The sequence below is a fragment of the Paenibacillus sp. 3LSP genome, from assembly GCF_032465655.1.
Classification (GTDB): Bacteria; Bacillota; Bacilli; order Paenibacillales; family Paenibacillaceae; genus Fontibacillus; species Fontibacillus barengoltzii.
Genome location: NZ_JAWDJI010000014.1, coordinates 1 through 11,439 on the forward strand (window position 1 = coordinate 1; position 11,439 = coordinate 11,439).

An 11,439-nucleotide genomic window follows, 5' to 3' on the forward strand; every position below is an offset into this window, starting at 1 on the left:
CAGTAATACGACACTGCCGATAAAGTTACCGCCCCGCCAGCCGCCGTTAGTTAAGTTCGCCAACCCTCCTAATATCAGAAACAAGGGCCAGTAAGTCGCGAACATTTCACCGATGCTGAAATCGGTCACTCCGAGCTGATTCAGAAGAAACACGCCCCCGATCCCGACCAGCACCATCCCTCCAATTAATCTTCCAAATAACCCATTTCTCATATCGTAACCTCCAATGGACTGCCTCTTACTAATGCCAGTTTACCTGAAGGATAAGGTGATGAACAGCGGCGCGGGATGGAAAGCTTGATCGGTCTCGAGACCGAGGAGAAAGGGAATATATGTAAAAAGCGCCCCTTATTGGGACGCTCTTTTCGCTCTATGCGATCATTATTGTTGTTTGTTCACTGGAGTCGTTGCATTGCGAGAAGCTTTCGCTTTCTGAGCAACGGTTGCTGTGCTTTCTTCAGCAAATTCCTCATTAAACTTCTCGTTCGGTGTTTTGTAACCTGGAGAAGCGGCTTTCTTTTGATTTGCCATGATTCTTCACCTCCCTCTCGCATACGCCAATTTTGTGGATTCGTCGGCGTTTTCGCAGCCCCCTAGTCGTGGGCCACGAACCTTATTATGCGAACTGGGAAGATGAATTATGCGAGCGAAAAGCGAAGGTGGGCGAAGCTCAAATCGCCTTATCCCAAAGGTTTTCGGGAATTTCCTTGTTCACTTCCATCGCTTTGCCAAGCTCCTTCAGCATCTCTTCGGTTAACTTACCGTCTCCTTTACGGACCACCTGGACCTCAACCTCTTTTTTGCCCCATTCCTTATAAACCTGCTTGATGGTGTCAAAATAAAGGTCGATTTTGTGCCCGCGGATTGCTGAGCCTTTATCAGCAACAACCCCGTAGCCATACCCCGGAATATAAAGGATCGTACCAATCGGAAAAATCTTTAAGTCGGCAGCAATCGTCGAGACGGTATCTTTGTCACGCCGCACCCGAACACCCGAATACGTAATGCCGTACTGCGGATGGTTGGGCTTCTTGCCGGTGGATTCATAGCCGGCGGTATAACCGGTTGCCAGTACTTTGACGGTTTCCACCGCTTTTTTCTTACGTTCAGGCTGAGCTTGTTGAGCCTGTTTATGTTCCGGGTTCATCATGATGCCCCGTTGATATTGGTATTGTCGTGTTGTTCTTACCGCTTGCAGTTGCTGCGATTGCTTCAGCTCCAGCCATTCTGCGTAATTCCGATATTGCTGGTTGGTGTATATGCTTTGCGGCTGGAAGCCCCCAGCCGGCAGATCCGCTGCCATCGTAAATACAAGCAATCCTGCAAGCAAACAGCGTGCACTAAACTTGTGCCAGAAATGAAATTGGCGCATGAGAAAACCTCCCCCTTATTCGAAAGGTTTTCCACATACGCCCAATTCTATACATCCTGGCTTTCCAGCACGATGCTCACGATCCGCTCTAAACTGCAAAAGTGCAGTTATTTTTGCTCAAATCCCGCACCTGGGGCCCTTTTGATGTAAAAATACAGTTTGTTCCCGCTCAAAACCTCCGGTTCTGTTAACCCCCCCATAACGAGACGAATTAAATCACGTGGTTCCGGATTTCTTCTTGCAGCTGAGCAATCACTTCTTCCACCGCTTTAGCGCCCAGGTCGCCTTGGCCGCGTTTGCGGACAGAGACGGTGCCGGCGCTTTGCTCGTTTTCGCCTACGACGAGCATGTATGGCAGCTTCTCTAGCTGAGCTTCGCGGATCTTATAGCCGAGCTTCTCGTTGCGCAGATCGCTTTCGGCGCGGATGCCGGCAGCCCGCAGTTTATCTTCAACCTGACGAGCATAAGCGTCAAAGTTGCTGGATACCGGAAGCACTTTCGCTTGAACCGGAGCCAGCCAGAGCGGCAGATTCCCTGCGAAGTTCTCCAGCAGGAAGGCCGTAAAGCGTTCCATCGTCCCGAGAATACCACGGTGCAGCACGACCGGACGATGCTTCTGACCGTCGTCACCCACGTATTCCAGCTCGAAACGTTCCGGCAGCAGGAAGTCAATTTGCACTGTCGACAGCGTCTCTTCCTTGCCCAGCGCCGTTTTGATCTGTACGTCCAGCTTCGGTCCGTAGAACGCGGCTTCGCCTTCCGCTTCGAAGAACGGCAAGCCGGCTTCTTCTACAACTTCGCGAAGCATCCGCTGCGCCGTATTCCACATTTCATCGTTTTGGTAGTATTTCTCCGTATCTTGAGGATCACGGTAAGACAGCCGGAACCGGTACTCGTGAATGCCAAAATCGTTGTACACCTGCTTGATCAGATCTAGAACGCGCTTAAACTCATCTTTGATTTGATCCAAACGGCAGAAAATATGGGCATCGTTCAGCGTCATCGAACGTACGCGATGCAAGCCGGTTAAAGCACCGGACATTTCATAGCGATGCTGCATCCCCAGCTCGGCGATACGGATCGGCAAGTCGCGGTAGCTGCGCATATCGCTCTTATACACCATCATGTGGTGCGGGCAGTTCATCGGACGAAGTACGAATTCCTCCGTATCAATCGCCATTTTCGGGAACATGTCTTCTTGATAATGCTCCCAGTGACCCGATGTTTTATACAAATCGACGTTCCCCAGCACCGGAGTGTATACATGCTGGTAACCCAGTCTTTCTTCAATATCAACGATATAACGTTCCAGCGTCCGGCGAACTGTCGCTCCCTTCGGCAGCCAGATCGGCAAGCCTTGACCAACCAGGTTGTTGAACGTGAAGATATTAAGTTCCTTACCCAGCTTGCGGTGGTCGCGTTTCTTCGCTTCCTCCAACATGTGCAGATGATGATCCAAATCTGCTTTCTTCATAAAGGCAGTGCCGTATACGCGCTGCAGCATTTTGTTTTTGCTATCGCCGCGCCAGTAAGCACCGGCCACGCTGAGCAGCTTAAACACTTTAATCTTCCCGGTCGAAGGCACGTGCGGCCCACGGCACAAGTCGAAAAATTCGCCTTGATCATAAATCGAAATGACGCTGTCTTCCGGCAAGTCGCGAATGAGCTCTAGCTTATACGGATCCCCGAGCTCGGTGTAAATCGCTAACGCTTCTTCACGGCTCACCTCACGACGAGTAATCGGCAGGTTTTCACCGATAATGCGTTCCATTTCTTTTTCAATCTTCTGCAGATCTTCTGGATTGAGCGGATGCTCCAGATCCATGTCATAGTAGAATCCGTCCTCGATCACCGGACCGACGCCCAGCTTCACTTCTTTGTTGCCGTACAGGCGTTTTACCGCCTGCGCCATCAAGTGCGCACAGCTGTGACGCATTATTTCCAGTCCGTCCTGGGAATCCGCCGTAATGATTTCCACTTTCGCGCCGTCAACCAGCTTCGTATTTAAATCGACAGCTTTACCATCGATCTTCCCGGCCAGCGCATTTTTACGCAACCCGCTGCTGATCGAAGCCGCCACATCCTCCAAACTGCTGCCTTCCGCATACTCCCGAACCGAACCGTCCGGCAAAACAACTGATACTGCCACCTTGATTTCCTCCCTAAAAATAGAATTGGTTACCGGAAGCGGACAAATTAAAAAACGCCCGTCCCGGAAAGGGACGAGCGTTATATACCCGTGGTTCCACCCTCATTCGGCCAATCCACAACACTCACCCGTGCATCACACTCGGATATGGCCCTTAATTCGGCATTCGTTAACGGGAATGAACCGGTATTCCTTACTTCACGAAGGTTCGGGAATACAGCTACAAAGGGGTAAACCAAAAGCGAATCCGAAGGGAATTCCAGCCAAGTTCCCTCTCTCTGCACCGTTCAAGCCTTCTGGCTCATGTCTTTGTCCACGCTATTTAAGGTAGTTCACTTAATGCAAGTAATTATAATGCGAACTTCCCCGTTCGTCAAGAAACGTCTTCATCATTATCCTTGATCTAGGCGCCGCGTCTCCTGATGGAATAGCTGGCAATGCGGACATAACAAGCAGATCTCCACCCGCTCGCCAAATATCCGCGAGATCGTCGTAATTACCTGGGCATCAGGTTCCTGAGTATGAATCAAGATCCGGTCCGGGGAGAGGGAGATCAAGGTGCTGACGATCACGTCCTCCATCTGCATCTCCTGATCGGCAATCCGCGCGATAACCCCGCCGGATGCCGGCACACGAATCGGCGTAAATTGCTCGTTCAGAATCGCAAATTCAGATTCCTGCTTATGCATCAAATGGACTAAAGGGGTCAAAGGCTCCTGGAAATACACAAAATACTGCAGCAGCCCAATAAATTCCTCATACTGCTTGTCGAGCAAAAACTCGTCTACGGCATAGTCTACAATTTCACGCAGCTTGTCCTCATAAGCCTTGAGGCGAAACCAGACGAACCCTTCTAGATGGAGCTGGGAAGAAGACTGCAAATACTCACGCAGTGCTTCTTGTACCAACGTTTTGCGTTGATCACGGGCACAGCCGGTAACCGCATCTTCGGCCAGAAGCCGGTTCACCATGTCATGCACCTGCTCCGCTTCCTCGCGGGATTCGAAGCTGTAATCCCGTCGCATAACTCTGGCGGCGGTCTCTGCTTCCTTCTCGCGGAGGATGTACTCTGCGATACCTTGCGACAAACAGTCAATCAGTTGTAGATCTCCAGCAGCTTGCTCCCCGCCGCTGGCTTCCGGGCATCCCATGAGCACCGCCTCCAGCATCCCGCCTGCGGCCGCTTGAAAGCGAAGCCGTACCTCACGGTTATGTAAGCTGCTGACGGCCTCCTGTAACCAAGCTTTGAACCGTTCCTCCGATTCGGCGGAACCGCAATTGACGCGTACAGTAAAAAAATCCATGAATCTGGCCCCCTTCCGCTTCCTTCTCCAAGTATATGGTGGGAAGGTAGCGGATATACGGGAACCGTTCATGGAATGAAAGGCAGTTCTGCCAGCAATATTTTAGAGTCGGATCAAGTTAGTTTTGCATAATGAAATCGCGTTCGACCGTCGTTTCTTCATCAAACACGCGCAAAATCTCATATTTTGTATTCCGTTGCGCCGGAACTTTGCCTGCGGAACGAATGATCGACAGGATCGATTCGATATTTACTTTATGGGTCGCACCGGCGGACGATACAACGTTCTCCTCAATCATCGTGCTGCCGAAGTCGTTACATCCGTATTGCAGCGACAATTTGCCGACTTCCGGACCCATCGTTACCCAAGAGGACTGCAGGTTTTTGATGTTATCCAACACAATCCGGCTGATTGCGACTGTCTTCAGATAGGATTCCGGCGTTTGCCGTTCGGCTTTCAGGTTCGTGTTGTCCGGCTGGAACGTCCATGGGATAAAGGCCAGGAATCCTTCGGACGGATACCCGTTCTGGATGCACTCATCCTGTGCTTCCCGCACACGCAGCAGATGCAGCGCCCGTTCTTCCATCGACTCGCCGAACCCGATCACCATCGTGGCGGTTGTGTTCATGCCGATTTTATGGGCCGTTTGCATCACGTCCATCCAGTCTCTCCAAGAGCCTTTCAAGCGGCTGATTTTACGACGTGTGCGGTCGTCCAAAATTTCAGCTCCGCCGCCCGGCAAGGAATCCAGACCTGCTGCATGAATCTCGCGCAAAACCTCTTCCAGCGAAAGCCCCTCGGAGACTTCCTTCATCTTCATGATTTCCGCAGGAGAGAACGAGTGCATGGTGATGTTCGGGAAGCGCTCCTTAATCGCCTTCAATAAGTTCGTATAATAGCTAAAAGGTAAATTCGGGTTAGTTCCGCCCTGCATCAGAATCTCAGTGCCGCCGACGTCTACCGTTTCCTGGATTTTCTGAAAAATCACTTCATCCGGAAGCACATACCCTTCCTCAGAGCCCGGCCGACGGTAAAAAGCGCAGAACCGGCAATATACGTCACAAATGTTCGTATAGTTAATGTTCCGCCCAATCACAAACGTGGTGATCGGTTCAGGATGCTTGCGCTCCATCAAAATGTTGGCGGTATGTCCGATCTTCTCCACTTCGTCGGATTCGAACAATCGGATTGTATCCTCCAAATCTAGGCGTCCGCCCTGCAGCGCTTTGTTTAATATATCGTCGATTGCAGTCATTTCACTGCCTCCTTAGAACAAATAAATGAATCCCAGGCGATACCTGAAAATTTAAAATGTTAATTCAATCGTAACACAGTCCGCCCAGGAAAAACAGCACCCAATCACGGCACAGACGCCAAAGGAGCAAGGGCACTTCATAGAAAAAAGCGAGAAAGGCCGCATAATGCGGCCTTTTAATTCGTTCACGAGCCTATTCAGCTGTTGGCAAGCGCCTGATCCAAATCGGCGAGCAAATCGTCGATGTCCTCCAGTCCGACGGAGAAACGCAGCAGCCCGTCGGTAATGCCCCGCTCGGCGCGAACCTCCGGCGGCATCGAAGCATGCGACATCATCGCCGGGTAGGAGAGAATACTCTCGACGGCACCCAGGCTGACCGCAACGAGCGGCAGCTTCACTTGATTCAGCAGCTTCTTGGCCCGCTCGCCCGACCCAACGTCGAAGGAGACCACCGCACCATACCCGGTGGATTGCTTCTCCTGAACCTCGCGGCCGGGGTGATTCGGCAGGCCGGGATAGTACACGGCTTCGATGTCGCTCCGCCGACTCAGCCAGTCGGCCAGCTTACGCGCGCTCACTTCGCTGTGCGCCATCCGCGCTCCCAGCGTCTTCATGCCGCGCATCAGCAGCCAGGAATCCTGCGCGCCGAGGACGGTACCAAGCCCGTTCTGCACATATTTCAGCTGACGGGCTATTTCTTCCGTCCGAGCTACCGCCAGACCGGCCAACACGTCACTGTGTCCGCCGAGGAATTTCGTTGCGCTGTGCAGCACGATATCGCTCCCCAGCTCAATCGGACGCTGGTAGTACGGCGTCATAAACGTATTATCCACGATGCTAAGCAACCCATGTTCCCGCGCCCACGTGGAGATTTCCGCGATATCGGTGATTTTTAACGTAGGATTGGACGGCGTTTCCATATAGACAGCTTTCGTGTTAGGTTTCAGAGCCGCCTTCACCAGTTCCGGCTGGGTCATATCTACGAAGGTCGTTTCAATGTTCATCCGGGTCAAAATATTGGACAGCAGCCGATATGTCCCCCCGTACACATCTTCGGTCACGATAAGTTGATCGCCAGCCGAGAGCAGCATCAGCGTGGTGGAAATCGCGGCCATCCCGCTGGCAAACGCGAAGCCCTGGACCCCGCCTTCCAATACGGCAATGTAATCCTCCAGCGCCTGCCGAGTCGGATTCCCGGAACGACTGTAGTCGTGCTGCGGCGGATTAAAAATATCGTGATGATGGAACGTGGACGCCTGATAAATCGGTACGCTGGATGCGCCGGTAGCCTCGTCCACCTCACTGCCGAAGTGAATCAGTTTCGTTTCAAATTTGTTGTCCCGTTTCTCCTGCCCGCTCATACGCCTTGTCCCCCTTCAACTTCCTGCCGTGCCGCTTCCAGTGCATGACTCAGGTCCGCAATCAAATCCTCGACATGCTCGATGCCCACGGAGAACCGCAGCAACCGATCATCCACGCCTACCGCATTGCGGATTTCCTCTGGAATGTCGGCATGGGTCTGCACCGCAGGATAGGTCATCAGCGATTCGACGCCGCCAAGGCTTTCGGCAAATGCAATCAGATTGAGATTGCGTAACACCGGTTCAACGTACCGAGCATCCGTGACTTTGAAGGAGAAGATCCCCGTGTTGCCGCTCGACTGCTTCCGTTGCGTCGCATACCCTGGGTGATCCTCCAAGCCCGGGTGGAACACCTCGGCTACTTGAGGATGGGTCTGTAGGAATTTGGCGATTGCCAGCGCGTTGCTCTCGTGCCGCTCCATCCGCAGCGCCAGCGTCTTCATGCCGCGCATCAGCTGATACGAATCGGACGGGCTGAGCACCGCGCCTATCGAGTTGTGCAGAATCGCCATCTCCTGGGACAGCTCTTCGCCTTTGGTAATGATCAGGCCGGCCAAGACATCGTTATGGCCGCCTAAATATTTGGTTGCACTGTGAACTACAATGTCAGCACCAAGCTCAATCGGCCGCTGGAAATACGGCGTCATGAGCGTATTGTCCACGATCGTGAGCAGGCCGTGGGACCGTGCCCATGTCGATACCGCTTCAAGATCCGTAATCATCATCAGCGGATTGGTTGGCGTTTCAATAATAACGGCCTTCGTATTCTCTTGACGTACACGTTCAAGGGCATCCAAATCGTTGGTATCCACATAAGATGCGGTTACGCCAAATTTGGACATAATCCGCTCTAGCAAGCGATACGTGCCTCCGTAAAGGTCCAGCGATACGATGAGATGGTCGCCTTGCGAAAATAACGTAAATACCGTCTGCAACGCGGCCATCCCGGAGCTACAGGCAAACCCGGCATCGCCGGATTCCAGAGCCGCCGCTGCGTCTTCCAGCACTTTGCGGGTAGGGCTTTTCGTACGGATATAATCGAAGCCCGTGCTTTGCCCCAGGCGCGGATGCCGAAACGCCGTGGCTTGATATATCGGATAATTCACCGCGCCTGTGACCGGCTCTTCGACCGATCCGATTTGTGCCAATCTACTCTCGATGCGCCATTCCTTGTTTCTCTCCCCCACCTGCAATCCCTCCACTTTTAGATCTCATATACAAAGTCGGCCGTTTGATCGATATCGTACGGCGTTTCTTGATACACATAGTAGTTTAACCAATTGGAAAATAATAAGTTTGCATGGGCCCGCCACGAGGAACGCGGGGCGCGTGTCGGATCGTTATTCGGGAAATAGTTCACCGGCAGATCGATGTCCATGCCTTTCGCGATATCCCGGTCATACTCCCATTTCAACGAATCCGGATCGTATTCGGAATGCCCGGTTACGAAGATCTGCTTCCCGTCACGGGTGGCGACCAAGTAAATGCCGGCTTCCTCCGATTCCGCTAGAATCTGCAGCTCCGGCACCCGCTCAATGTCCGAACGTTCCACGTCCGTATGACGGGAGTGCGGGACTTGGAATACTTCATCAAATCCGCGCAGCAGCTTCACCTTCGGATCGTTGACTGTGTGGGAGAAGACCCCAAAGCATTTTTTCGCCAGGGGAACCTTACGAACACCATAGTGGTAATACAATCCGGCCTGAGAGGCCCAACAGATGTGCATGGTCGAAGTGACATGGGTTTTGGACCACTCGAAGATTTCCTTCAACTCTTCCCAGTAGTTCACTTCTTCAAAATCCAATTGCTCGACCGGTGCCCCTGTCACGATCATGCCGTCAAAGCGGCGATTGCGAATATCGCCAAACGTTTTGTAGAACATCTCCAGATGCTCTGCGGACGTATTTTTTGAGGTATGCGTGCTCGGATGAAGCAGAACGATCTCCACCTGAAGCGGCGTGTTCCCCAGCAAACGCAGGATTTGGGTCTCCGTCGTTTCCTTGGTAGGCATCAGGTTCAGAATCGCGATCCGCAGCGGGCGGATGTCCTGATGATAGGCACGGCTTTCATCCATGACAAAAATATTCTCGTTGGTCAACACGTCCTTGGCCGGTAAATGATCCGGGACTTTAATCGGCATGTGGTTTCACTCCTTTAATCGTAGCGTCATTCTCAACTCAACATCCGTTTCGAGGGGCCGTGTATACAAAAATGACCTCTCTCACGGGGAGAAAGGTCATTACGTATTCGGTATGCGCCTCTCTCATCTCTCAGAAGCCGCCCCGTATTCGATACGGACGGTTCTGCAAGAATTAGCACCGCTGCGATGGTTGTCATCGCCGGTTGCCGGGTATCATCGGGCTAGTCCCTCCACCTGCTCTTGATAAGATTTCGCTGTATTTAGTTAGGATCGGGGTCTGGGCCGTTGCCCGTACTCCCTGACATTCACTTTAAAGTATCGGATGGCATTCCGTCAAGAACTCTGCGAGAAAAATCACACGGTATTCATGGACCGCTTGGCTCCCGTGCACATAGTATACTTTTGGGTTGAAACATTTCATTCGCTGGCGTTATACTAGACAAGTGCCTTTGGGCCCAGACGGGCCTAGGGTTTGACGCATCAACATGTAACCTGATTATAGCGAGGTGAAACCGAGAATGGAAGGCGACCCGAGTCCGCAGAGGAATACCCAGGTCAAACAATTGCATAGGATACCGACCCGCTGGGTGCCTGCGGAACGTAGAGGGCACTTTCGTTTCCCGGTGTTTGCATAAACGCCTTTTTGATCGTTGCCGGGCGAACCCGCGGTTGGTCCCTTTCCTATGCTGCAACAAGAGCATCCCAGGCCTTCAGGCCCGGGGAAAGGGAGTGAGAGCTTATGAAAATCCGTCATGTTCTAGCCGGCGTATTTACCCCCGTTGAGGACGTGGAATTAACAACCACCCCTCCGGAAGAAGGCTTCTATTGGATCGACGCGGGGGTGGATGACCTTGCCCTGCTGCAGCCTTTATTTTCGCTGCACGATCTGGCTGTGGAGGACTGCTTAAGCGAAGAAGAGCAACGGCCAAAGATTGAAACCTACGACAACCACTATTTCATCGTTGTAAATAGCATTCGGTATGATGACGAGGAAATTTTCCTGCGTGCATTGAACATTTTCTTGGGACGGCATTATATCATTACAGTTACTAAACAGAAGATCAACGAACTTCGTGCGGTGAAGCCGATCCTGTGGGAGCAGGAGGTCAGCGAGCCCGACCGATTCCTGTACCTGCTGGTCGACCTGGTGGTTGATAACTACTTCACCGTCGGCGACCGGATCGAAGTGAAGATCGAGAAGCTGGAAGAAGACATTCTGATGCATACCAAACGTTCGCACCTGAACGAAATCATCGGGCTGCGAAGTGAAATTTTGTGGCTGAAGAAAGTGCTGGGGCCGCAGAAGGAAGTCATCAATATTTTGAACAAGAAAGACCTTCGTCTAATCGACGACCAGCTGCAAAAATACTTCAGCGACATCTACGAAAACGCCGTGAAGATCTCCGAGAACTTCGACACGTTCCGCGAGCTCGTCGGCAACTTACGCGAGGCCTACCAGGCCGCCATCGCCAACCGCGCCAACGAAATCATGCGCGTGTTCACCGCGATTACGACGATTTTCATCCCGCTGACACTGATCACCGGGATCTACGGGATGAACTTCGACAATATGCCGGAGCTGCATTCGCGATACGGCTATTTTATCGTCCTTGGCATTATGGGCGTGCTTGGTTTAGGGATGTACTTCATCTTCCGGAAGAGAGATTGGATATAAACAGTAAGGCCAACACGGGCTGAGGTCCGCGTTGGCCTTTTGGGTTGGGCGAGACGTATGCATTAGTCTCTTGTTGGACGTGCGCCTAAATCATCCCGACTGATCTTTTGAATTAGGCGAGTCGAGCGTGACTGCAAAAGTGCAGTTATTTTGCCGCGATTCCCCCCTAAATCGGCTCTTAAC

General features: G+C 52.2%; 10 protein-coding genes and 1 riboswitch. Of the genes, 1 reads left to right on the forward strand and 9 read right to left on the reverse strand.

All coding sequences use genetic code 11. The features are described from left to right. From RW092_RS00795 to metA, 9 genes are all read right to left on the reverse strand, one after another. A partial coding sequence (locus RW092_RS00795; RefSeq protein ID WP_316009254.1) for a LiaI-LiaF-like domain-containing protein occupies positions 1 to 213 on the reverse strand: 213 nt, incomplete at its 3' end. 168 nt (positions 214 to 381) lie between these two features. Next, positions 382 to 531, reverse strand: a complete 150-nt coding sequence (locus RW092_RS00800; RefSeq protein WP_016312938.1) for a hypothetical protein — start codon at positions 529 to 531, stop codon at positions 382 to 384. Between the two features lie 139 nt (positions 532 to 670). Continuing rightward, a complete protein-coding gene (locus tag RW092_RS00805; RefSeq protein WP_258956228.1) occupies positions 671 to 1,372 on the reverse strand; it encodes a 3D domain-containing protein in 702 nt (233 codons plus the stop codon). A gap of 211 nt (positions 1,373 to 1,583) precedes the next feature. Beyond that, positions 1,584 to 3,521, reverse strand: a complete 1,938-nt coding sequence (gene thrS / locus RW092_RS00810) for a threonine--tRNA ligase (protein WP_016312940.1) — start codon at positions 3,519 to 3,521, stop codon at positions 1,584 to 1,586. A 392-nt stretch (positions 3,522 to 3,913) separates the two neighbouring features. Further along, on the reverse strand, positions 3,914 to 4,825 hold the full coding sequence (locus tag RW092_RS00815; protein WP_316009255.1) for a putative sporulation protein YtxC: 912 nt from the start codon (positions 4,823 to 4,825) through the stop codon (positions 3,914 to 3,916). A 118-nt stretch (positions 4,826 to 4,943) separates the two neighbouring features. Continuing rightward, positions 4,944 to 6,080: a cyclic dehypoxanthinyl futalosine synthase gene (gene mqnC / locus RW092_RS00820; protein ID WP_016312942.1), complete on the reverse strand. Its 1,137-nt coding sequence runs from the start codon at positions 6,078 to 6,080 to the stop codon at positions 4,944 to 4,946. Between the two features lie 197 nt (positions 6,081 to 6,277). After that, positions 6,278 to 7,441 carry a trans-sulfuration enzyme family protein gene (locus tag RW092_RS00825; protein WP_316009256.1) on the reverse strand — a complete coding sequence of 388 codons (1,164 nt, stop codon included), beginning with the start codon at positions 7,439 to 7,441 and terminating at the stop codon, positions 6,278 to 6,280. Further along, the gene (locus tag RW092_RS00830; RefSeq protein WP_028538201.1) at positions 7,438 to 8,628 is read right to left on the reverse strand and encodes an aminotransferase class I/II-fold pyridoxal phosphate-dependent enzyme; all 1,191 of its coding nucleotides are present in this window, start codon (positions 8,626 to 8,628) and stop codon (positions 7,438 to 7,440) included. Before RW092_RS00830 ends, RW092_RS00825 begins: the two co-directional genes overlap by 4 nt. Positions 8,629 to 8,645: 17 nt before the next feature. After that, on the reverse strand, positions 8,646 to 9,581 hold the full coding sequence (metA, locus tag RW092_RS00835) for a homoserine O-acetyltransferase MetA (protein WP_016312945.1): 936 nt from the start codon (positions 9,579 to 9,581) through the stop codon (positions 8,646 to 8,648). Between the two features lie 120 nt (positions 9,582 to 9,701). Next, positions 9,702 to 9,831, reverse strand: a riboswitch (SAM riboswitch). A gap of 489 nt (positions 9,832 to 10,320) precedes the next feature. On the opposite strand from metA, the gene corA reads away from it, so the two are divergent. Further along, positions 10,321 to 11,256, forward strand: a complete 936-nt coding sequence (corA, locus tag RW092_RS00840; RefSeq protein WP_028538200.1) for a magnesium/cobalt transporter CorA — start codon at positions 10,321 to 10,323, stop codon at positions 11,254 to 11,256. Positions 11,257 to 11,439: the final 183 nt, after the last annotated feature.

Excerpts from the sequence above, each read along its gene's own strand:
- RW092_RS00825 (WP_316009256.1), bottom strand. The coding sequence starts at position 7,441 with ATGAGCGGGCAGGAGAAACGGGACAACAAATTTGAAACGAAACTGATT.
- RW092_RS00815 (WP_316009255.1), bottom strand. The coding sequence starts at position 4,825 with ATGGATTTTTTTACTGTACGCGTCAATTGCGGTTCCGCCGAATCGGAG.
- RW092_RS00805 (WP_258956228.1), bottom strand. The coding sequence starts at position 1,372 with ATGCGCCAATTTCATTTCTGGCACAAGTTTAGTGCACGCTGTTTGCTT.
- corA (WP_028538200.1), top strand. The coding sequence starts at position 10,321 with ATGAAAATCCGTCATGTTCTAGCCGGCGTATTTACCCCCGTTGAGGAC.
- RW092_RS00800 (WP_016312938.1), bottom strand. The coding sequence starts at position 531 with ATGGCAAATCAAAAGAAAGCCGCTTCTCCAGGTTACAAAACACCGAAC.
- mqnC (WP_016312942.1), bottom strand. The coding sequence starts at position 6,080 with ATGACTGCAATCGACGATATATTAAACAAAGCGCTGCAGGGCGGACGC.
- metA (WP_016312945.1), bottom strand. The coding sequence starts at position 9,581 with ATGCCGATTAAAGTCCCGGATCATTTACCGGCCAAGGACGTGTTGACC.